The sequence below is a fragment of the Cupriavidus sp. GW821-FHT02F09 genome, from assembly GCF_059421605.1.
In genome coordinates this window covers 18,136-39,663 of sequence record NZ_JBWKVH010000016.1, presented here as the reverse complement: position 1 = coordinate 39,663, position 21,528 = coordinate 18,136, and the positions used below count along the sequence as shown (strand labels likewise).

Annotated in this window: 15 protein-coding genes; 9 read left to right on the top strand and 6 right to left on the bottom strand. The window is 68.6% G+C overall.

Features of this window, described 5'->3' with window-relative positions; translation table 11 throughout:
- Window positions 1-19: 19 nt before the first annotated feature.
- The 3 genes from AC07XB_RS19150 to hrcA form a co-directional block, all read right to left on the bottom strand.
- Window positions 20-415, bottom strand: coding sequence for an RNA-binding S4 domain-containing protein (locus AC07XB_RS19150; protein WP_492829448.1), 396 nt, complete (start codon window positions 413-415; stop codon window positions 20-22).
- Window positions 416-448: 33 nt separating this feature from the next.
- Window positions 449-1,564: a ferrochelatase gene (gene hemH, locus AC07XB_RS19145; RefSeq protein WP_492807799.1), complete on the bottom strand. Its 1,116-nt coding sequence runs from the start codon at window positions 1,562-1,564 to the stop codon at window positions 449-451.
- A 112-nt stretch (window positions 1,565-1,676) separates the two neighbouring features.
- The gene (gene hrcA / locus AC07XB_RS19140; RefSeq protein ID WP_492375764.1) at window positions 1,677-2,714 is read right to left on the bottom strand and encodes a heat-inducible transcriptional repressor HrcA; all 1,038 of its coding nucleotides are present in this window, start codon (window positions 2,712-2,714) and stop codon (window positions 1,677-1,679) included.
- 114 nt (window positions 2,715-2,828) lie between these two features.
- On the opposite strand from hrcA, the gene AC07XB_RS19135 reads away from it, so the two are divergent.
- The 4 genes from AC07XB_RS19135 to AC07XB_RS19120 all read left to right on the top strand — a co-directional run bounded on the left by AC07XB_RS19135 (window position 2,829) and on the right by AC07XB_RS19120 (window position 7,854).
- The gene (locus AC07XB_RS19135; RefSeq protein WP_174422855.1) at window positions 2,829-3,746 is read left to right on the top strand and encodes an NAD kinase; all 918 of its coding nucleotides are present in this window, start codon (window positions 2,829-2,831) and stop codon (window positions 3,744-3,746) included.
- 72 nt (window positions 3,747-3,818) lie between these two features.
- Entirely contained in the window at window positions 3,819-5,543 is a 1,725-nt protein-coding gene (recN, locus tag AC07XB_RS19130; protein WP_416048056.1) for a DNA repair protein RecN, read from the top strand.
- A gap of 40 nt (window positions 5,544-5,583) precedes the next feature.
- The gene (locus tag AC07XB_RS19125) at window positions 5,584-6,021 is read left to right on the top strand and encodes a hypothetical protein (protein WP_492375765.1); all 438 of its coding nucleotides are present in this window, start codon (window positions 5,584-5,586) and stop codon (window positions 6,019-6,021) included.
- A gap of 150 nt (window positions 6,022-6,171) precedes the next feature.
- Window positions 6,172-7,854 carry a S8 family peptidase gene (locus AC07XB_RS19120; RefSeq protein WP_492807802.1) on the top strand — a complete coding sequence of 561 codons (1,683 nt, stop codon included), beginning with the start codon at window positions 6,172-6,174 and terminating at the stop codon, window positions 7,852-7,854.
- Window positions 7,855-7,934: 80 nt separating this feature from the next.
- Here AC07XB_RS19120 and rrtA read toward each other — a convergent pair whose 3' ends face one another.
- Entirely contained in the window at window positions 7,935-8,570 is a 636-nt protein-coding gene (rrtA, locus tag AC07XB_RS19115) for a rhombosortase (RefSeq protein ID WP_492829449.1), read from the bottom strand.
- Window positions 8,567-11,407 carry a bifunctional [glutamate--ammonia ligase]-adenylyl-L-tyrosine phosphorylase/[glutamate--ammonia-ligase] adenylyltransferase gene (gene glnE, locus AC07XB_RS19110; protein WP_492829473.1) on the bottom strand — a complete coding sequence of 947 codons (2,841 nt, stop codon included), beginning with the start codon at window positions 11,405-11,407 and terminating at the stop codon, window positions 8,567-8,569. Before glnE ends, rrtA begins: the two co-directional genes overlap by 4 nt.
- A 228-nt stretch (window positions 11,408-11,635) precedes the next feature.
- Here glnE and AC07XB_RS19105 point away from each other — a divergent pair, with 228 nt between their 5' ends.
- The 3 genes from AC07XB_RS19105 (at window position 11,636) to tldD (ending at window position 18,463) form a co-directional block, all read left to right on the top strand.
- The gene (locus tag AC07XB_RS19105) at window positions 11,636-15,946 is read left to right on the top strand and encodes a YhdP family protein (protein ID WP_492829450.1); all 4,311 of its coding nucleotides are present in this window, start codon (window positions 11,636-11,638) and stop codon (window positions 15,944-15,946) included.
- 66 nt (window positions 15,947-16,012) lie between these two features.
- Window positions 16,013-16,882, top strand: coding sequence for a carbon-nitrogen hydrolase family protein (locus AC07XB_RS19100; protein ID WP_492375769.1), 870 nt, complete (start codon window positions 16,013-16,015; stop codon window positions 16,880-16,882).
- Between the two features lie 120 nt (window positions 16,883-17,002).
- Complete coding sequence (tldD, locus tag AC07XB_RS19095) at window positions 17,003-18,463, top strand: metalloprotease TldD (protein WP_492829452.1); 1,461 nt, start codon at window positions 17,003-17,005, stop codon at window positions 18,461-18,463.
- Between the two features lie 45 nt (window positions 18,464-18,508).
- Here tldD and AC07XB_RS19090 read toward each other — a convergent pair whose 3' ends face one another.
- Window positions 18,509-19,564 (bottom strand): class I SAM-dependent methyltransferase, encoded by a 1,056-nt coding sequence (locus AC07XB_RS19090; protein WP_492375771.1) that lies wholly within the window; start codon window positions 19,562-19,564, stop codon window positions 18,509-18,511.
- A gap of 215 nt (window positions 19,565-19,779) precedes the next feature.
- On the opposite strand from AC07XB_RS19090, the gene AC07XB_RS19085 reads away from it, so the two are divergent.
- Both AC07XB_RS19085 and aroG read left to right on the top strand, forming a co-directional pair.
- Window positions 19,780-20,079 carry a helix-turn-helix domain-containing protein gene (locus AC07XB_RS19085; RefSeq protein WP_492375772.1) on the top strand — a complete coding sequence of 100 codons (300 nt, stop codon included), beginning with the start codon at window positions 19,780-19,782 and terminating at the stop codon, window positions 20,077-20,079.
- Window positions 20,080-20,405: 326 nt separating this feature from the next.
- Entirely contained in the window at window positions 20,406-21,485 is a 1,080-nt protein-coding gene (gene aroG / locus AC07XB_RS19080) for a 3-deoxy-7-phosphoheptulonate synthase AroG (RefSeq protein WP_416048049.1), read from the top strand.
- The last annotated feature ends 43 nt before the right edge of the window (window positions 21,486-21,528 follow it).

Genomic DNA, 21,528 nt, shown 5'->3' with positions numbered 1-21,528 from the left:
GCTTGAATCGCCGTGCGCCTCACCCCCTGACGCCGTCGATCTGGCGGCGATCGCGCTTGGTCGGGCGCCCCTGCAGCTTCGATGCAGGCTCCACGTTAAGCCGCCGGTTCTCGGCGTCCGGCCGCCGGCGCGCCTCGCTGGCCTCGGTTTCCGCATAAAGCGTCTGGGCTACCGAGGCCGGGCCGCGTAAGCCCGCAATCCCTTTCACCACGACTTCCCAGCGTTGCTGGTGCGCCTCCAGGACGACGGTATCGCCCGGCTTGACCTCGCGCGAATTCTTGCACGCCTGGCCGTTGACCTGCACCTTGCCACGGTCCACCGCCTCGGCAGCCAGCGAGCGAGTCTTGAAGAAGCGCGCGCACCACAGCCATTTGTCGATGCGCAGGCGGGCATCGGCCTCGAAAGATACACTCATGTCATCACCCCCTTCCGTTGGGCAGCGCCGCGCTCATGCTGCGGCGCCGCGCGTCTGCGCGTGCGTGCGGCGGGCCTCCAGCTCATGCGGATGCGGCAGCCGCAGCGGCCAGCCCTGCAAGTGCTGCAAGCCGATCTCCGCCAGCCCGGCAATCCAGCTTTCCGAATCGTTGAGGCAGGGAATGTAGTGGAACACCTTGCCGCCTGCCACGTGGAACTCGGAGCGCCCTTCCATGGCGATCTCTTCCAGCGTCTCCAGGCAATCGGCCGGAAAGCCCGGGCAAAACACGTCTACCCGGCCGGTGCCGACCTTGCCGAGCTCCTGCAGGGTGGGCGCGGTATAGGGCTGCAGCCATTCCGCCTTGCCAAAGCGCGACTGAAAGGTAACCTGGTACTGCCCAGGCTGCAGGCCCAGCGCCTCGCCCAGCAGGCGCCCGGTCTTGAGGCACTCGCAATGGTAGGGATCGCCGAGCTCCAGCGTGCGGCGCGGTACGCCGTGAAACGACAGGATCAGCTTGTCGCCCCGCGCGAAATCCGGCGTGCCATGCTGCGCCCAGTATGCCCCCACCTGCTGGTGCAAGGCGGCAATATAGGCCGGATGGTCGTGGAAATGCTTGACCAGCCGCAGCTCCGGCTGGTTGCGCCACTGCTTGAGTACCCGGAACACCTCGTCGAAGCCCGTCGCCGTGGTGGTGCCGGAGTACTGCGGGTACAACGGCAGCAGCAGGATGCGCTCGGTCCCCTGGCGGCGCAGCGCTTCCAGCACCGAGCCGATCGAGGGATTGCCGTACCGCATGGCGCACGCCACCGTCACCTCATGGCCTTGCTGGTTCAGCAGCAGTTGCAAGGCGTGAGCCTGGCGCTCGGTGTGCACCAGCAGCGGGGAACCCGTCATATGCGCCTCCCGCAGCCAGATCGACTCATACTTCATCGCCGAGGCGCGCGAGCGCAGTGGCACGATGATGCCGTACAGCAGCGGCAGCCACGCCGCGCGTGGGATCTCCACGACGCGCGGGTCGGACAGGAACTGCTTGAGGTAGCTGCCGACCGCCTTCGGCGTTGGCGCATCCGGGGTGCCAAGGTTGATCAGCAGGATGGCCGTGCGCGGCGCCTGGCCATGCTGGTAGGCCGGTTCAGGGGTGAGCGTCATGTAATTTCCGGTGTGGCGGGGCGGCGCGGGCACAGGGCGCGCGGCCGCCAGGTCTCGCCGAGCTTACAGGATGAGGGGAACAGGCAGTTTGTGAGACCGGGCCGGGCCAACACTAGTTCTGGCTGAGCGCGCTGGACAACAAGCGCGCGGTGATGTCGACAATCGGGATCACCCGCTCGTAGGCCATGCGGGTCGGCCCGATCACCCCGAGCGTGCCGACGATCTGGCCGTCGACTTCGTAGGGCGCGGTAATGACCGCCATGTCTTCGAGCGGCACCAGCTTGCTCTCGCCGCCGATGAAGATCTGCACGCCCTGGGCGTGGCTGGAGACATCGAGCAGCTTGAGCAGGCCGGTCTTGTGCTCGAACACGTCGAACAGGCGGCGCAGCTTTTCCATGCTGGAGGACAGGTCTTCCACCTCCAGCAGCTTGCGCTCGCCCGAGATGAAGACGTGGTCGTCCTCCCCCTCGGCCATGGCATTGCTGCCCGCCTCCACCGCGGCCTGCATCAGTTGCGACATATCCATGCGCAGCGCCTGCAGCTCGCCGCGCAGGTGGTCGCGCACATTGTCGAAGCTCATGCCGGCAAAGTGCGAGTTGATGAAATTGGCGGCTTCGACCAGCTGGGACGGGGTGTATGGCAGCTCGGTCTGGATGATGCGGTTCTGCACGTCGCCCTCGGGGGTGACGATGATCAGCAGGATGCGCTTGTCCGAAAGCCGCATGAACTCGACCTGGCGGAACGCCTGGGCGCGCCTGGGGGTCATCACCACACCGGCGAACTGCGACAGGTTGGACAAGGTGTGCGCCGCCGACGTGATCATCCGCTGCGGCCCGAGCTGCTGGCCGTGCAGCTGGCCCCGGATCTTGCCGGTCAGCTCCGCCAGGTTGAGCGCGCCATCCAGCGGCTGGGCGGTCAGCATGGTATCCACGAACAGCCGGTAGCCGCGCGGCGTGGGGATACGCCCGGCCGAGGTATGCGGGCTGGCAATGAACCCCATTTCCTCCAGGTCGGACATCACATTGCGGATGGTGGCCGGAGACAGGTCGAGCCCCGAGTACTTCGACAAGGTCCGTGAGCCCACGGGCTGCCCCTCGGCGATGTAGCGCTCGATGAGGGTTTTGAGAAGCGTTTTCGCACGTTCATCCATGATGTTCCTGATTTTACGCAAGTTTTCACCATTCGGGCGGCTCATCGGCGATCCGGCCCGGCGCCAAGCGCCCTCCTGCTGACAATGGTCACGGCGGTATGGTCTAATCCCGGCATGTCTTCGCTCCCCAAGCCCGGCGCCGCGCGCGCCCCATTTCGCACCGTCGCCCTGATCGGCAGGTACGCCACAGCCGGCATCGAGGGCCCGCTGGAAGAGCTGGCCGCCTGTATCCTCAGGAACGGCCAGGATGTGGTGTTCGAGCGAGACACTGCCCTGGCCACCGGGCTGACCGACTATCCGGCACTGGCGCCCGACGAGATCGGCAAGCATGCCGATGTGGCGGTGGTGCTCGGCGGCGACGGCACCCTGCTGGGCCTGGCGCGCCAGCTGGCCGGCTACCCGGTGCCGCTGATCGGCGTGAACCACGGGCGCCTTGGCTTCATGACCGACATCCCCTTGCAGGACGTGCACTCGGTGCTGCCCGACATGCTGGCGGGCCGCTACGAGTCCGAGACCCGCATGCTGCTGGAGTCCCAGGTGGTGCGCGACGATGGCGTGATCTTCTCCGCGCTGGCCTTCAACGACGTCGTGGTCAACCGTTCCGGCATTTCAGGCATGGTCGAGCTGGCGGTGTCGGTGGACGGCCACTTCATGTACAACCAGCGCTCCGATGGCCTGATCGTCTCCACGCCGACCGGCTCGACCGCCTATGCGCTGTCGGCGGGTGGCCCGATCCTGCACCCGACCCTGTCGGGCCTAGTGCTGGTGCCGATTGCCCCGCATGCGCTGTCCAACCGCCCGATCGTGCTGCCGCACGACGCCGAAGTGTCGATCGAGGTCGCCACGGCGCGTGACGCCAGCGTGAACTTCGACATGCAGTCGCTAACCTCGCTCTTGCCCGGCGACCGCATCGTGGTGCGGCGCTCGGCCAAGACCGTCAACCTGCTGCACCCGATCGGCTACAACTATTACGCCACGCTGCGCAAGAAGCTGCACTGGCATGAGTACCCGAGCGAAGACAACCGGCTCTGATCCGCCCCGGCCCGCACCGATCCGGCCCAGATCCGTCCCCTGACATCACCCAGCCCCGACCCGTCGACCACGATGCTGCGCAGCCTGTCCATCCGCGATTTCGTCATTGTCGATACCCTCGATCTCGACTTCTCCCCGGGCTTCACCGTCTTCACCGGCGAGACCGGCGCCGGCAAGTCGATCCTGATCGATGCGCTGGCCCTGGTGCTGGGTGAGCGCGCCGACGCCGGCGTGGTCCGCGAAGGCGCCGCCCGGGCCAGCATCAGCGCCACCTTTTCCACCCCGGCCGGGCTCGACGCCTGGCTGGCCGAACACGATCTCACCGGCGACGAAGGCACGGTGCTGCTGCGCCGCACGGTAGACGCCAGCGGGCGCGGCAAGGCCTTTATCAATGGCGCCGCCGCCACGCTGGGCCAGCTGCGCGACATCGGCGACCGCCTGGTCGATATCCACGGCCAGCATGCCCATCAGCTGCTGCTGCGCCCCGACGCCCAGCGCCTGCTGCTTGATGCCCATGCCGGGCTCACCGCGCAGGCCGGCGCGGTAGCCGAAGCCTGGCGCTCGTGGCGCGCGTGCGTGCGCCAGCGCGAAACCGTCGAGCACCGCTCGCGCGAGATGCAGCTGGAACGCGAGCGTCTCGAATGGCAGGTCGGCGAGCTCGAGAAGCTCGCGCCGCAACCCGGCGAATGGGAAGACATCCAGGCCGAGTACAACCGGCTGTCGCACGCCGCCGGGCTGATCGAGGGCAGCCGCGCCGCGCTCGAGGCGCTGTCCGAGGCCGATGGCTCGGTGCTGTCCGGGCTGAACAGCGTGGTGCAGCGCCTGCGGCAGATGGCTGACGTCGACCCCGCGCTGGGCGACGTACTGGCGGCGCTGGACCCGGCGCTGGTCCAGGTCGAGGAGGCCGCTCACTCGCTCAACCGCTACGTCGACCGGATCGACCTGGACCCCGAACGCTTGCAGGTGGTGGAGGCGCGCATGCAGGCGCTGCACACCACCGCGCGCAAGTACCGGATGCCGCCCGAGCAGCTGCCGGACGAACTGATGGCGCGCCGCCAGCAACTGGACGATCTCCAGTCCGCGCAGGACCTGAACAAGGCGATGGCGCGCGAAGCCGCGGCCCGCGCCGCCTACCTCACCATCGCCCAGCACCTCGGCGCTGCCCGCAAGGTGGCGGCCGAAAGCCTGTCGGCCGCCGTGACGGATGCCATGCAGGGCCTGTCCATGGCGGGCGGCAGTTTCGCGGTGGCGCTGCACCCGCTCGACGAAGGGCAGAGCCACGGCCTGGAACAGGTCGAATTCCTGGTGGCAGGCCATGCCGGCGTCAGCGCGCGCCCCTTGGCCAAAGTGGCGTCGGGCGGCGAACTGGCCCGGATCAGCCTGGCGATTTCCGTCATTACCAGCGAGGCCGCGCCCACCCCCACCCTGATCTTCGACGAAGTCGACACCGGCATCGGCGGCGCGGTGGCCGAGGTGGTAGGCCGCCGCCTGCAGGAACTCGGCCGCGCCCGCCAGGTGTTGTGCGTGACCCACCTGCCGCAGGTGGCCGCCCAGGCCGGCGCCCACCTGCTGGTCAGCAAGGAGACCAGCCAGCGCGATGGCACAGGCTCGGTCACCCGCTCGCGCATCCGCGCCCTCGACCCCGCCGGCCGCGTGGTCGAAACCGCACGCATGCTGGGTGGGACCACGGTGACGCCCACCACAGTGCAACACGCCGAGGAGATGCTCGCGCAAGGCCTGCGCGGCACCACCGGCACGGCCCGGGAGGCGCGCCGCTCGCGGCGCAGCGCAGGCTGATCGCCTGCGCCCTGGCCCGTAACCATTCAGGAGTTTCCCCATGTCACTCGGCAAACAGCCACACTCCCGCTCACTGGCTCGCCCTCTGCGGATCACCGCCGCCTGCGGCCTGCTGGCCTTGCTGGCCCTGACCGCTTGCCAGGCGCAACAGCGCCCGTCGGCGCCACCGCTCAACAGCATCAGCGCCGATCGCGCCGTAGGCGACATCATGGTGCGCTTCTCCGCGCCGCCCGTCACCGTGTCCGAAGACGCCGATCGCTTGCTGGCGTCGATTGCCGGGCCGATCCGCTTCGTCGTCAAGCGGCCCATGTCGGGCGGCGTGTGGCTGGTCACCGCGATCTCCGCGTCGGCCGATGCCACGATCGACCAGGCGCTTGCCACGCTGCGCGGCACCCCCCGCATCGAGCTGGCCGAGCCTGACCGCGTGCTCAAGCCGAACCGCACCCAGCCCATTGGCCGCGACATGCCGGCGAGCTGATTCCGGCGGCGACCCGATTCCTGTCGTCGGAATCCATGACTTGGACGTTGAAGGTTGAAAGCTGAAGGTGGAAGGTTGAAAGCTGAAGGTGGAAGGTTGAATGCTGTAACCGCGGTCAGTCCGAAGCGGCATCAACGGGAGAAGGCAGACATGCAGGCAAAGCGTCAATTCCAATCTGGCGAAACGCGGCGCGTGGCGCCCCATGTCGCCCTGCTGCTGGCGCTGGGCGCCGCCCTCTGGCTGGGTGCGCCGGCCGCAGCCAGCGCAGCCCCCGACCCCGCCGCGCGCCCCGCGCCGCACTACACCGGCAACTTCATCGTGCGCTGGCGTGACGGCAGCACAAGCACAACCGCCGGCGCAAGCGCCACCAGCGCCAGCGACAGCGCCGCTGCCAGCGGCCTGTCCGAGCGCATGCTGAGCGTGCGCCAGAGCACCGGCGTGGCGCTCTCGGTCAAGCGCCAGATGGGCGGCAGCCTGCAACTGCTGAGCGTCTCCGGCAGCGATGCCGCCGACCCGGAAGGTACCGCCGCCCGGCTGCGCCAGGATCCGCGCATCGCGGAAGTGGTGCCGGACCGCTGGCTGCGGCTGCACGACACCGTGCCTAACGATCCCGAGTTCGCGCTCAACCAGCCCTACCTCGGCACCCCCGCCCAGGTGGTGGGCGGCGTGAACCTGCCGCCCGCATGGGACCGCACGCGCGGCAGCAGCAGCCTGGTGATCGCCGTGCTCGATACCGGCTACCTGCCACACCCCGATCTGGCCGGCCGCATTGTGCCCGGCTATGACTTCATTACCGATCCGTCCATCGCCAACGACGGCGATGGACGGGACGCGAATGCCACCGACGCCGGCGACGGCGTGCCGGCGGGCTTCACCTGCCCAGGCACCACCACGCCGACCACGACCGCAACCAACAATAGCTGGCACGGCACCCGCGTGGCAGGCACGCTTGGCGCACTCACCAATAACGGGGTGAATATCGCCGGTGTGGACTGGAACGCCCGCATCCAGCCGGTGCGCGTCTCCGGCCGCTGCGGCGCGCTGCTCTCGGACACGGTGGATGGCATGCGCTGGGCTGGCGGCCTCTCCGTACCCAATGTGCCGGCCAACCCCACCCCGGCGCGCGTGATCAACGTGAGCCTGGGCGGCGGGACCTGCTCCAGCATCGAGCAGCAAGCCGTGACCGACCTCGCCGCGAATGGCGTGGTGGTGGTTGCCGCCACGGGCAACAGCGCCGGCGCGGTCGAGGCACCCGCCGACTGCGCCGGCGTGGTCGCCGTAACGGCACATGCCAATGACGGCGAGAACGCCAGCTATGCCAATGTGGGGCCGCAGGTTGCGCTGAGCGCGCCGGGCGGCGGCTGCGGCAACTCCAAGGTGTCGGGCGGCAAATGCTCGGTGGCGGAGTCGTTCATCCGGACCCTGTCCAATGACGGCACCACTTCGCTTGGCAACTACAACGTCATCAACTCGCAAGGCACCAGCTTTGCCGCGCCGCTGGTATCGGGCGTGGTGTCGCTGATGCTCGCCGCCAACCCGGCCCTAACGCCCGCCCAGGTGCTTGCCACCTTGAAGAGTTCGGCACGGCCCCATCCGGCTGGCACCTATTGCACGGCCGCCGCCAATGCCGGCATCTGCGGCGCAGGCCTGCTCGATGCCAATGCTGCCGTGGCCGCCGGCACGCAGGTGGTCCAGCCGGCCCCCGCCGCGCCAGCCGCCTCCTCGGGCGGCGGCGGCGGCGCGATTTCGTGGCCGCTCGCGCTCGGGCTGGGCGCGCTTGGCTTGCTGTTGAACTGGGTCGGACGCCGCCGGCGCCCGGTGCGGTCGCGCTGAAACCGCGCTGAAACCGCGCTGAATTCGCGGCGCGCGGGGCACCGTCCGGCCTCCGCCCGGCGCGCCCCTTGTCCGCGCGCCTATGCCGGTGGCTCGCCCCGGCGGCGCTGCCACCACTCCTGCACCAGCCATAGCCCCAGGCCGGCCAGCGCGCCGGCCGCGTGCGAGATGCGCACGACCCCGAACCCCCACTGCGGGTCGAACACCACGGGCGCGAGCCACGACTGCTCAAGCCAGGTCTTGACCAACACGCCAAGGCAGAGCGCCACGCCGAGCACGCGCGACACGCCGCTTCCATAGAGCAGCCGCAGCCCGCCCCACAGGGCCAACCCGTGCAACGCGCCGGACAATCCGCCATACCAGCCCACCGACGGCACCCGGCATAACGCCAGTTGCACCGCAACGCCGCAGGCGAACAGGACCGCCAACATCGCGCCGGCGCGCGCCTCGCGGCCAATCAGCAGGAACAGGCCCGCGGCGGCCAGCAGGTCCGCCAGCCAGTGCTGCCAGCCGAGGTGGACCCACATTGCCGTCAGCAGGCGCCACCACTGGCCCGCCACGCCGTGGCCCATGACCGCTTCGCGCAGATAGAGCCCGTGCGCGTGCAGCCACGGAATGAAGGTAAAAGCGGCACCCAGGGCGGCCGTGAGCGCCAGTACGGCCAGCACGCCCGGCCATCCCGGCCGGCGCGCCGCGCCAGCCGCCGGCACGTTCATTTGCCGCCGGCGGCAACCGGCTCGCCGAACACCGCTTGCCAAAGGGTGCGCACGTGTTCCGCCTGCTGCGCCACCACGGCCGGCGCAACCCGTGCGTGGACCTGCCCGTCCAGGCGCAGCTGGTGCTGGCGGGCACGGAACAGGCGATAGGCATCGCCCACTTCGCGCGCCAGCGTGGCATCGATCAGGCCGATTTCGCCGGCCGTGCGCAGCAGCGCGATATTGCCGGCATTGCGCGTGAGCGCGGGATGATCGTGGCTGTGCAGCAGCACGAGGTATTGCACCGTGAACTCGATGTCGACCATGCCGCCGCGATCATGCTTGAGGTCGAACAATCCGCTTGGATTGGGATGGCCATCGGCCACCTTGTGGCGCATGGCGACGATCTCGCCGCGCAGCGTGGCGGCGTCGCGCGGCTGGCGCAGGATCTCGTCGCGCAGGCTCTCGAAATGCGCGCCGATCCCGGGGTCGCCCGCGCAAAAACGCGCGCGGGTAAGGGCCTGGTGCTCCCACACCCAGGCGGTGTTGTCGCCCTCGCGCTGCTGGTAGCGACGAAAGCCCTCGAAGCTGGTCACCAGCAGCCCGGCCTCGCCGTTGGGGCGCAGGCGCGTGTCGACATCGAACAGCGTGCCGGCCGCGGTATGGCTGGTCAGCCAGGTGATCAAGCGGCGCGCGTAGGCGGCATAGACGTCAGGCGCGCGCTCGTGCTCGTCCTCGTAGAGGAAGATGATGTCGAGGTCGGAGGCATAGCCCAGCTCCTTGCCGCCCAGCTTGCCGTAGGCGATCACGGCAAAACGCGGCTGCTCGGCATGCCGGGTCGCCAGCTGGCGCCAGACGGCCTGCAGGGTCACCTCGAGCATGGCATCGGCCAGGTCCGACAGCCGGTCGGCGATCTGCTCGACGGTCAGCATGCCTTGCAGGTCTTGCAACAGGACGCGGAAAGTCTCGGCGTGGTGCTCGCGGCGCAGGATGTCCATCTGCGCTTCGATCTGCCCGTCGGCCGCGTCGAGGCGCGCGGCAAGGCGGCTGCGAAAGCCAGCCCAGTCGGGCGCGCCCGCCAGGGCATCGCTGTCGAGCAGTTCGTCGAGCAGCTGCGGGTGGCGGGTCAGGTAGGCGGCGGCCCAGCTCGATGCGTGCAGCGTGTCGGCCACGCGCGCCATCGCCTGCGGGTACTCGGAAAGCAGCGACAGGTAGGACGCGCGGCGGCTGATGGCATCCAGGAAATCGACAAAGCGGGCGATGGTGCGGTCGGCATCTTCCTGGCGCGAGGCCAGGTCAAGCGCGCGGTTGACCAGCAGGTCAAAACGCACCCGGCTGGGCTCGGACAGCGCACGGTAGCGCAGCGAGCCGCCGATGGCGCGCAGGCGGTCGAGCAGCCCGGTGCAATCGCCGAAGCCGGCTGAGGCCAGGCGTTCGCACGGCGGTTCATCCTGTTCTTCCTGGATCAACGCCGGCCACAACGCCTCGCACGGCGCGTGCGCTTCATCGGGGTCCGAGAAGGTGGCCTCGAACTGTTGCGCCACCGGATCCTGCAGCGACGCCAGCCGCTCGAGCAAGGCCGGCCAGTCGGCGCAGCCCATCATCTTCGCCACCGCCAGCTGCTCCTCTTCCGAGGTTGGCAGGTGGTGCGTCTGGGCATCGTCGCGATACTGCAGGCGGTGCTCGAGCTGGCGCAGGAAGCGGTAGGCGTGCGCCAGTTGCTCGGCCTGGCCCGCAGGCAACAGCCCATGCTCCACCGCCACCGTCAGCACCTCCAGGGTGCGCCGGATGCGCAGCGCCGGGTCCTGGCCGCCGCGGATCAGCTGGAAGACCTGTGCCATGAACTCGATCTCGCGGATGCCGCCGCGGCCGAGCTTGATATTGAAGGCACGCTGGTTGACGCGCTGGCCGCCGCCTGGCGCCGCCAGCCCGCCGCTGCGCTTGGCCGCCTCGGCGCGAATCTGCGCGTGCAGCGAGCGGATCGCCGCAATCACGCCGTAGTCGAGGTAGCGGCGGAAGACGAAGGGCGTGGTCAGGCTGGCCAGTTGCGCGGCGGTACGCTGCGCATGCGGGGTATCCAGCGCCGACACCACCCTGCCCTTGATCCAGGCGTAGCGCTCCCACTCGCGCCCCTGCACCATCAGGTATTGCTCCAGCATGCCGAAGCTGCAGGCCAGCGGCCCGGCGTCGCCATTGGGGCGCAGGCGCATGTCGACGCGGAACACGTAGCCGTCTCCGGTCACGTCGGCCAGCAGGTTGATCAGGCGCCGTCCCAGGCGGATGAAGTACTCGTGATTGGACAGGCTGCGTTGCCCGCCACGCGTGTCGCCGTCTTCGTCGTACAGGAAGATCAGGTCGATATCGGACGACACATTGAGCTCGCGGCCACCCAGCTTGCCCATGCCGACCACCACCAGCTCCTGGACTTCCCCACTGCTCTGCCCGACTGGACGGCCGTAGGTCGGGGCGAGGTCCGCTTCCAGCATGGCCAGGCCGTACTGGATGCCGAGCTCGGCCAGATCCGTCATCGCGCCGGTGACTTCGCCCAGCGTCGACTGCCCGCGCAGATCGCGCTCGATCACCACGCACATCACTTCCGCGCGCAAGCGGCGCAGCGCGCGCTTGATGGCGTCGTCCACGTCGGCCGACGGCGCATGCAGGACCTTGAGCCGTGCCTCCATCCAGGCGCGCGTGAGCGGCTGGTCGCGCGCGAGCGCGACGATGTCGGCCAGCTCGGGACGGGCCTGCACCATGCGGCGGGTGTAATGGGAATAGGCGGGCGAGTACAATGCCATGCCGGCACAATCGACCGGCACGAGTTCAACGGCGGCCACCACCGCGAACGGGCCGGTGGCCATGTCGGCCACGGCCTGCCTGGCAGCGCTGGAAGTGTTGCCGGGCGCATGTTCGCCGGCAGCCCCATCGGTTGCTGCGGTATCGGGCGCGGCTGCGGAACTCGTCGGATCAGTGGAAGTCATTCCTGTTACTTGGTAGCGCGTGAGCCGGCCCTGGGCCGGCGCGCGCGTTATGCACGGCCGGTCAGGCACCGAATTGGAGAGCGCCTAGTATTGTCGGATAATCTGCGCATGTCCAGCCGCGCCACCCCACCTGCCGATCCCTCCGCCGCCACCGCCGGCGGCACGCCGGCACTCGAAGGGGCCGCCGGTGCAGGCTCACCCCCATCGCAGCAAGGCAACCTGCGCGCGCTTGTGTTTGCGCGTGCTTGCGGCCGCGCCCTGCTCGCAGGCTTGCGCCATCCCGTCTGGCGCGGCCTGGGACGCGTGCTGGTGCGCCTGGCCCTGGCGCTGGTGCTGCTGGCGCTGCTCGCCGGGCTCCTGATCCGCTTCGTGCTCTGGCCGCAGGCCTCGGCCGCGCGCACCTGGCTCGAGCAGCGCGGCTCGGTGGCGCTCGCGGCCCATTTGAGCATCGGCCAGCTGGATACCTACTGGGATGGCTGGCACCCCGCTTTCCATGCCCGCGACGTCAAGGCCGTCGATGCCGAGCAGCGCGTGCTGCTGGCGGCGGGCGAGCTTGACGGCAAGCTGTCATGGCGGTCTCTGTTCAGCATGGACGTGCTGTTCCAGCGGATCTCCGCCAGCCGGACCGACCTGCTGATCCGCCGCTCCGCCGACGGCAAGCTCAAGGTGGCCGGCATGGCCGTGGATACCACCGGCGCCCAGCCGCAGGACAACCGGCTGTTCGACTGGCTGCTGGCCCAGGGCAAGGTCGAGCTCACCGACGGCAAGCTGCGCTGGCTCGACGACAAGAACAAACTGCCACAACTGGACGTGGGCGATATCCAGCTCAGCGTGCAGCGCCACGGCTCGCGCCACACGTTCAAGCTCGAAGCGCAATCGGCCACGCTTGCGCCACGCCCGCTGGTGGTGCAGGCGGACTTCCGCCATGAGTACCTGCACCGCACCGGCGACTGGCACAACTGGTACGGGCAGGCCAGCTGGGATCTTGGCCGGCTGGAGCTCCCGGTGCTGCAGCGCTATCTCGCGGTCTTCGACCGGGTCACGCGCGGCACCTTCAGCACCGACGGCACCATCGAGTTTCGCGGTGGCCAGATCACCCGCAGCCAGGCCCGGCTGCGCGCCAGCAGCGTGGACCTGAAGCTCTCCGGCGCGCCCGAAGCGCTCAAGCTCGCCAGTGCCCAGGCCTTTGTCCTGCACCGCGCGGGGCGCGACCGCGACAACATCCTCACCATCGACACCCTGCTGTGGCAGCCCGAGCCCGCGGAAGGGCCGGCCGTGCCACCGGCACAGCAAGCGCAGGCTGCTTCCGCAGCCGCGGCCTCCCCCCCCGGCGGCGCCAGCAGCGAAGGCGCCTGGCGCGAGGGCATGCGCAAGGTAGTGGTCGGCTGGGCCACCGACAACAAGGGCGCGCTGCGCAAGTTCACGCTCAAGGCACCCACCTTCGACCTGAACACCGTGCGCGCGCTGGCCACCTCGCTGCCGCTCGACACCGCTTTGTCGCGCCAGCTGCGCGCGCTCCAGCCCTCCGGCCATGTCGACAACCTGGACGTGAACTGGACCCGGGATCGCCAGGGCATGCTGAGCCGCCGTGATGGCCAGCGCCACTTCAACGTGCAGGGCACGCTGCGCAGCGTCTCGGTGCTTGGCCAGCCCGCCAACCCGCCCGTCGGCCCGAACGGCAAGCCCCACCTGGGCGTGCCGGGCTTTTCGCGGATCTCCGGCAGCTTCAGTTTCGACGAACGCCAGGGCAGCGCCCGTTTTGAAGGCAACAATGCCGCGCTGATGCTGCCGGGCATGTTCGAGGATCCGCGCCTGTCGTTCGACCAGATCAACGGCGAAGTGCGCTGGACCAATGACAATGGCAAGCTGGCGGTGCGCACCGACGGCGTGCAATTCGCCAACGCGGATACCGCGGGCAGCGTACGCGGCACATGGCATGCCGGTGGCGACGGGCACGGCGGCATTGCCGACCTGACCGGCGAGCTGACCCGCGCCCAGGTCAGCCGTGTGCCGCGCTACCTGCCCATGGGCATACCCGCCTCCACGCGCCAGTACCTGGCTGGCGCCCTGGTCGGCGGCGATGCCAGCGGCGTCAAGTTCCTGCTCAAGGGCGACCTGGAGCACTTCCCCTTCCACAGCCCGTTCGAGGGCGCCGGCGACTTCCGGGTCGAGGTGCCCATCCAGCATGTCAGCTACCAGATCGCGCCCCATGTCAGCGCGCCGGCGGGCAGCGCTGCCAGCGCCAGCAATGGCGGCAAGGCCTGGCCGAACTTCACCGACATCAACGGCCACTTGCTGTTCGAGCGCGGCGGCCTGTCGTTCGTCGCGCAGCGCGCCGGCGTGCAAGGCGCCACCGGCGTCACACTGCAGGACGTCAATGGCCGCATCGCAGACCTCGGCGAGCATGGCCGCCTGGTGCTGGACGGCAGCGCCAGCGGGTCGATGGCAGGCTTCCTGCGCTTCGTTGCCGCCAGCCCGGTGCGCGACTGGACCGGCCAGGTGCTGACGGATATGCGCGCCCAGGGCAACGGCGAGCTTCGGCTCAAGCTTGACCTGCCCCTGACCGAGGCGCAGGCGACCAAGGTCGACGGCCAGTTCCGGCTGCCCGGCAACGAAGTGGTGCTGATCCCGCAATTGCCAGTGCTGGCCGGCACCACCGGCGTCGTCGCCTTCAACGAGCACGGCTTCCAGCTCAACGACCTGCGCGCCCGCTTCCTGGGCGGTGAGATTCGCGCTGGCGGGGGCAGCCAGCCCGACGGCACGATCCGGGTCAATGCCGGTGGCAACCTCACCGCCCAGGGCATCCGCGAAGCGTTTGGCGCCTCGTCGGCGGCCGGGCTGGTACAGAAGCTGGAAGGCAGCACCGCCTACAGCGCCGTGATCGGCGTGCGCGATCACCAGCCCCAGATCACGGTCGCATCGGAGCTGGCCGGGCTGGCGGTGAACCTTCCCGCACCCATGGCCAAGAGCGCGGCGCAGGCCGTGCCAATGCGCTTTGAGCTGCGCCCGTCATCCGCCCGCGCCGGCAGCGAGGAGATGCTGGCGCAATATGGCAACGTGCTCAATGCACGCTACCTGCTGCGCCGCAATGGCGACGCTGTGGAAGTGCAAGCCGGCGGGATCGGCATCGAGCAGCCGGCACCGCAGCCCGCCAGCGGCGTCACCGCGGCGCTCACGGCCAGCCGCTTCGACCTGGACGCGTGGCGCGCCCTGCTGGCGGAAGCCAGCAAGGCCAGTGCAGGCAATGCCGCACCGGTGTCCGCCTACCTGCCGGAACGCATTTCCGCGCGCGCGCGCGCGCTGCACGCCTTTGGCCGCGAGTTTGACGATGTCGTGCTCGAGGCCACCCGCGAAAGCGCTGGCTGGGGCATGCAGATCGAGTCCCGCCAGGTGGCGGGGAACCTGCGCTGGCGCAGCGATGCGGCCACCCCCGCAGGCGCGCTCACGCTGCGCCTGTCGCATCTGAGCATTCCGGACACGGGCGACGCCGCCAGCGCCGGCGATCCGCTCGACGGCAGCACCAGCGACCTGCCCGCGCTGGACCTGGTTGCCGATCGGTTCGAACTGCACGGCCGCGACTTCGGCAAGCTGGAGGTCAAGGCGCGCTCCAGCGAAGACGGCGGCGAGCCCGTATGGACACTGGACCGTCTGGTCATCGAGCAACCGGGCGCGACATTTACCGGCAGCGGCAGCTGGCGCTTGCCGCGCCGGGTGCGCGAAGGCGCTGCCGCCGAGCGCCGCACGCTGCTCGACTTCAAGCTCGACGTGCGCAACGGCGGCCAGGTGCTGGAGCGTATGGGCCTGCCCCACATGCTGGCTGATGGCCACGGCACCTTCGAAGGCCGGATCGGATGGCGCGGCTCGCCGCTGTCGATCGACTACCCTACCTTGTCGGGCCGGATGAAGCTGCAGCTGGAGAATGGCCAGATCCTCAGCGTGGACCCGGGCGCGGCCAAGCTGCTGGGCGTGCTCAGCCTGCAAGGCCTGATGCGGCTGGCCACCTTCGACTTCCGCGGCGTGGCGGGCCAGGGCATGGTGTTCGACGAGATCACCGGCACCGGCACGATCGAGAACGGCGTGGCCAGCACCAAGGACTTCGCGCTCAAGGGCGGACAGCTGCGTGCCTCGATGACCGGCAGCGCGAACATCCCGCGCGAAACGCAGGACCTGGACGTGACGGTCGTGCCGCGCATCAACGCCACCTCCGCCTCGGTGGCGGCGGCGTTCATCAATCCCGCGCTCGGCATCGGCACACTGGCGGCGCAGTTGCTGTTCGCTGACGAATTCTCCAAGGCCTTCAGCCGCCGCTTCCATATCAGCGGTGGCTGGGCGAACCCGCAGATCATCAAAGTGGGGGAGAATAAGACCGATTCGCCGCCCGTGCAGGGTTTGTTCAATCGTGTCTACCCGGCGCCATAACCGTAGCGACCGGCCCTGCCGTCCGAGCCCCGCCGCGCAGCCGCCGCAAGCCAAGGAAACCGCTTCATGACCGCAAATGCCTCCGCATCAGCACCCAGCGCAGCCCCTAGCTCGGCCCACGGCGCGACCCCTTTTCGCGTCGCTGCCATCCAGACCATCAGCGGGGTTTCGCCCGAGGCCAACCTGGCCCGCGCCGACGCGCTGATCGCGCAGGCCGCCAAGGGCGGCGCCGAACTGGTGCTGCTGCCGGAGTACTTCTGCATGATGGGCCTGCGCGAAGGCGACAAGGTGGCGATCCGCGAGCGCGACGGCGACGGGCCGATCCAGTCATTCCTGGCCGATGCCGCGCGCCGCCACCGGATCTGGCTGGTCGGCGGCACCCTGCCCTTGTGGTGCGAGGACGAGGCCCGCGTCTACAACACGTCGCTCGTCTACGACCCGCGCGGCGAACGCGTGGCGCGCTACGACAAGATCCACCTGTTCGGCTTCACGCGCGGCACTGAAAGCTACGACGAATCGCGTACCATCCTGGCCGGCCAGACCCCGGTCAGCTTCGAGGCGCCCTGTGGACGGGTCGCCATGTCGGTCTGCTATGACTTGCGCTTCCCGGAGCTCTACCGCCAGCTCGCCGAGAGCGGCGGCACCAGCTTGATTTTGATGCCGGCCGCCTTCACCTACACCACCGGCCAGGCACACTGGGAGATCCTGCTGCGCGCCCGCGCCATCGAAAACCAGTGCTATGTGCTGGCCGCCGCACAGGGCGGGAAGCACGAGAACGGACGGCGCACCTGGGGCCACTCGATGCTGATCGATCCCTGGGGCGAGGTGATGGCGGTGCTGCCGGAAGGCGAAGGCGTGGTGAGCGGGCTGATCGACCCCGCGCGCCTGGACGAGGTGCGGCAGAACCTGCCTGCGCTGCGCCATCGGGTGCTGTAGCATGTACAAGCAATGACCTGGCCGATTCCCCGATTCCCCGATTCCCGGGAATCGCCAGCATCCCAGATTTTTACGCGGCGGCGTCATTTCGCCACCGCGGCACGACGATAAAGGACAACCATGAACGCCGGCGACCTCGGAATCCGCAACCTCGCCACCGCCCAGCAGTTGCTGCTGGCGCCCTACGGCCTGGACGAAACCAATCTGCAGCGCGTGCTGGCGGACATCTTCACGCATAAGGTCGACTACGCCGACCTCTACTTCCAGTACACCCGCAACGAGGCGTGGAGCCTGGAAGAAGGCATCGTCAAGTCGGGCAGCTTCAGCATCGACCAGGGCGTTGGCGTGCGCGCCGTGTCCGGCGACAAGACCGCCTTTGCCTACTCCGACGACATCAGCCTGGACGCCTTGCTCAAGGCCGGCGCAGCAACCCGCACCATCGGCCGCGCTGGCAGCGGCCGCGTCAAGGTGGCGAGCAAGATGGCCTCCCAGGGCGGGCGCAACCTGTACTCGCCCAATGACCCGCTGGACTCGATGGACGCCGCCGAAAAGGTGGCGCTGCTCGAGCGCGTGGAACGCATGGCCCGCGCCAAGGACCCGCGCGTGGTGCAGGTGATGGCAGGCCTGGCCGGCGAATACGATGTGGTGCTGGTGGCGCGCAGCGACGGCATCATCGCCGCCGACGTGCGCCCGCTGGTGCGGGTCTCCGTCACGGTGATCGCCGAGCAGAACGGACGCCGCGAGATCGGCTCCTCCGGCGGCGGCGGGCGCTATGCCTACGGCTATTTCACCGATGAGCTGCTGCGCCAGTACGTGGACGAGGCCGTGGCCTCGGCGCTCGTCAACCTCGAGGCGCGTCCGGCTCCCGCCGGTGCGATGACCGTCGTGCTCGGCCCGGGCTGGCCCGGCGTGCTGCTGCACGAGGCCATCGGCCATGGCCTGGAAGGCGACTTCAACCGCAAGGGCTCGTCGGCCTTCGCCGGCCGCATGGGTGAGCGCGTGGCGGCCAAGGGCGTGACGGTGGTGGACGACGGCACGCTGGCCAACCGCCGCGGCTCGCTCAACCTCGACGACGAGGGCAACCCGACCCAGTGCACCACGCTGATCGAGGACGGCATCCTCAAGGGCTATATCCAGGACACGCTCAACGCGCGCCTGATGAAGATGCCGGTAACCGGCAACGCACGCCGCGAGAGCTACGCTGCGCTGCCGATGCCGCGCATGACCAACACCTACATGCTCAATGGCAACCGCGACCCGCAGGAGATCATCGCCAGCGTCAAGCGCGGCCTCTACGCGGTCAACTTCGGCGGCGGCCAGGTCGACATCACCAACGGCAAATTCGTCTTCTCCGCCAGCGAGGCTTACCTGGTCGAGGACGGCAAGATCACCGCCCCGGTCAAGGGCGCCACGCTGGTCGGCAACGGCCCGGAATCGCTCAAGGACGTCACCATGATCGGCAACGACATGCGCCTGGACTCGGGCGTGGGCGTGTGCGGCAAGGAAGGCCAGAGCGTGCCGGTGGGCGTGGGCCAGCCGACCCTGCGCATCGAGAACATGACGGTGGGCGGCACGGCCTGATTGCCGTCCCGCTGGTCGGGCAGGTCGGGCGCGGTCCCTAGCCGTTCAGGGCCGCGCCTCGTAGATCAGGTTGAACGGCGTTTGCGCCGCCCGGCGAAAACGCGAAAACCCGCCCTGCTGCACCACCGATCGCATGCGTGCCTCGCCCGACTGGGCGCCCAGGCACAGGCCCACCTCCTGCGAGCGCGACGCTGGCGTGCAAATGAAGGTCGAGGCCGAGTAAAACACCCGCCCGACCGGGTTCAGGTTGTCTTCGAGCCGGTCGTTGGCGAAAGGCTCGACGATCATCCAGGTGCCGTCCGGGCGCAAGGTCTCGCGCACATGCGCGGCGGCGCCTACCGGATCGCCCATGTCGTGCAGGCAGTCGAACACGGCCACCAGGTCGTAATCCTTGCCGCCATACTCCTTGGCTTTTGCCACCTCGAAATGCACGCGGTCCTGCACGCCGGCGCGCGCCGCCGCCTCGGTGGCAAAGCGGATCGACGGCTCGTGGTAGTCAAAGCCGTAGAACTCCGATGCCGGATACGCCTGCGCCATGATGATGGTGGAGGCGCCATGCCCGCAGCCCACGTCGGCCACGCGAGCGCCAGCCTGCAGCCTGGCCTGCGCATCCTCTAGCGCGGGAATCCATTCCGCCGTCAGGTGCGCCGCATAGCCCGGACGGAAAAACCGCTCGGTGCCGTGAAACAGTGACGGATCGTGTTCATGCCAGCCCAGCCCGCGCCCGTTGCGAAAGGCGTCCACGATCTTGGGAATCGCCTTGAACTGCGCGACGGCGATCTGGAAGGCGCCTGGAATAAAGGCGGGGCTGCCCTCCTGCGCCAGCGCGAAGGCCTGCTCCTCGGTCAGGCTGAACAGATCGGTGGCCGGGTCGTACGCGACATAGCCGCTGGCCGCCTGTGCGGACAACCACTCGAGCAGATAGCGCTCATCGGTATGGGTTTTCTCGGCCAGCACCTGCACTGTCATCGGTTTCTCGGCCAAGGCTTTGTACAGGCCAAGCGTATCGCCGACCACGATGGTGGCTGCATGCATCACCGCGCCCAGATCCTGGACGAACTGCCCCATGAAGGCGTTTAGCCTCCCCTCATCGATCGCCATGATGTTTCCCTCCCCCTCGCCTCAGCCCCGCGTGCCCGAGCCGCCCGGCACGCCGCGTTCGCCTGTCTTCCCCCCGGGCAAACCGGTGCAGGCGCCGCCGCCGCACTGCGGTGCGCGCTGGCGACGCCTATACTGGCCTCATTCATGTTGGTTCACGCACGGGAAGGCGCCAATACGCAGCATTGCGTACCCGCGCGCTACCCAAAGCCGCCGCAATGCTCACATCCAGCCGCTGCCAGGATGGCCAGGCGCTCTCCATGCTCGCCAGGCTGACCGCGCGCGAGCAGCAGGTGCTGCGCTGGCTGGCGCACGGCAAGACGGACCGCGAAATTGCGGGCATGCTCGGCATCAGCGCCCGCACGGTGCAAAAGCACCTCCAGCATGTGTACGTGAAGCTGGGCGTGGAGAACCGCACCGCCGCTGTGATGCGCGGGCTGGAACTGGATCCGGGCGCCGCCATGGAACGGCCGGAAATTGTGGCCAGTCCAATGCCGGACGCTTGCCAAGCCCCTTAAAACGCGCTATAAAGATGCTTCGTTACCCGATGGTCAACGGCCTCAGCCGGCAGAATTGGCAAGGCCGGCGCAATTTTCTGCCATCTCGTGACGCATTGCCGCAAATAACCGACGCCATTTGAGCCGCATCCCATCCATGTCCGCTAAGTTTTATTTTTACTTTTTTAGCGATCTCGCACCGCTGGCGGATGGAGAGGGACGATCGTAAGTGCCTCCAGAATTCAAAAAAAGCCGCCAGCGAACCTGGCGGCTTTTTTTATACCGGCCCGCACCCAGCTCTAGCCCAGACACCCCAAACACACGACCCTACAAAATCCGGAGCCATCATGCTGAAGAACACCGACGACCTGCGCATTCGCGAACTCAAGGAATTGTTGCCTCCGGCGCACCTGATCCGCGAGTTCGGCTGCTCCGAAAAGGCGTCCGACGTGATCTATGGCGCGCGCCAGTCCATGCACCGGATCCTGCACGGCATGGATGACCGCCTGATCGTGATCATCGGCCCCTGCTCCATCCACGACACCCGCGCCGCGCTCGAGTACGCCAAGCTGCTCAAGGTCCAGCGTGACCGTTTCGCCGGGGAGCTGGAAGTCGTGATGCGGGTGTATTTCGAAAAGCCCCGCACCACTGTGGGCTGGAAGGGCCTGATCAACGACCCGCACATGGACGGCAGCTTCAAGATCAACGACGGCTTGCGCACCGCGCGCGAACTGCTGCTGAACATCAGCGAGCTGGGCGTGCCGACCGGTACCGAATACCTCGACATGATCAGCCCGCAATACATCGCCGACCTGGTCAGCTGGGGTGCCATCGGCGCACGCACCACGGAAAGCCAGGTGCACCGGGAGCTCGCCTCCGGACTGTCGTGCCCGGTCGGATTCAAGAACGGCACCGATGGCAACGTCAAGATCGCTGTCGATGCGATCAAGGCCGCCTCGCAGCCCCACCATTTCCTGTCGGTGACCAAGGGCGGGCACTCCGCCATCGTGTCAACCTCGGGCAATGAGGATTGCCACATCATCCTGCGCGGCGGCAAGGCGCCTAACTATGATGCCGCCAGCGTGCAGGAAGCCTGCGAAGCGATCTCCAAGGCCGGCCTGGCCGCGCGCCTGATGATCGATGCCTCGCACGCCAACAGCAGCAAGAAACACGAGAACCAGATCCCGGTCTGCGAGGACATCGGCCGCCAGATGGCCGCGGGCGACGAGCGCATCGTCGGCGTGATGGTGGAATCCCACCTGGTGGGCGGCCGCCAGGACCACGCCCAGGGCACGCCGGTGGAAGACCTCACCTACGGCCAGTCGGTCACCGATGCCTGCATCGGCTGGGACGATTCGGTAAAGGTGCTCGAAACCCTGGCCAGCGCCGTCAAGGCACGCCGCCTGGCCAAGGGCACCGGCAACTGAGCCGCCTGACGCGGCCCGGGGCGCTTGCGCACCGGGCGCGCGG

What these genes read in the sequence shown, in the direction of transcription:
- AC07XB_RS19100 (WP_492375769.1), top strand. Translation starts at nt 16,013, where the DNA reads ATGACCGCAAATGCCTCCGCATCAGCACCCAGCGCAGCCCCTAGCTCG.
- AC07XB_RS19135 (WP_174422855.1), top strand. Translation starts at nt 2,829, where the DNA reads ATGTCTTCGCTCCCCAAGCCCGGCGCCGCGCGCGCCCCATTTCGCACC.
- AC07XB_RS19085 (WP_492375772.1), top strand. Translation starts at nt 19,780, where the DNA reads ATGCTCACATCCAGCCGCTGCCAGGATGGCCAGGCGCTCTCCATGCTC.
- aroG (WP_416048049.1), top strand. Translation starts at nt 20,406, where the DNA reads ATGCTGAAGAACACCGACGACCTGCGCATTCGCGAACTCAAGGAATTG.
- AC07XB_RS19125 (WP_492375765.1), top strand. Translation starts at nt 5,584, where the DNA reads ATGTCACTCGGCAAACAGCCACACTCCCGCTCACTGGCTCGCCCTCTG.
- rrtA (WP_492829449.1), bottom strand. Translation starts at nt 8,570, where the DNA reads ATGAACGTGCCGGCGGCTGGCGCGGCGCGCCGGCCGGGATGGCCGGGC.
- tldD (WP_492829452.1), top strand. Translation starts at nt 17,003, where the DNA reads ATGAACGCCGGCGACCTCGGAATCCGCAACCTCGCCACCGCCCAGCAG.
- hrcA (WP_492375764.1), bottom strand. Translation starts at nt 2,714, where the DNA reads ATGGATGAACGTGCGAAAACGCTTCTCAAAACCCTCATCGAGCGCTAC.
- glnE (WP_492829473.1), bottom strand. Translation starts at nt 11,407, where the DNA reads ATGGCCACCGGCCCGTTCGCGGTGGTGGCCGCCGTTGAACTCGTGCCG.
- AC07XB_RS19105 (WP_492829450.1), top strand. Translation starts at nt 11,636, where the DNA reads ATGTCCAGCCGCGCCACCCCACCTGCCGATCCCTCCGCCGCCACCGCC.
- hemH (WP_492807799.1), bottom strand. Translation starts at nt 1,564, where the DNA reads ATGACGCTCACCCCTGAACCGGCCTACCAGCATGGCCAGGCGCCGCGC.
- recN (WP_416048056.1), top strand. Translation starts at nt 3,819, where the DNA reads ATGCTGCGCAGCCTGTCCATCCGCGATTTCGTCATTGTCGATACCCTC.
- AC07XB_RS19150 (WP_492829448.1), bottom strand. Translation starts at nt 415, where the DNA reads ATGAGTGTATCTTTCGAGGCCGATGCCCGCCTGCGCATCGACAAATGG.
- AC07XB_RS19090 (WP_492375771.1), bottom strand. Translation starts at nt 19,564, where the DNA reads ATGGCGATCGATGAGGGGAGGCTAAACGCCTTCATGGGGCAGTTCGTC.
- AC07XB_RS19120 (WP_492807802.1), top strand. Translation starts at nt 6,172, where the DNA reads ATGCAGGCAAAGCGTCAATTCCAATCTGGCGAAACGCGGCGCGTGGCG.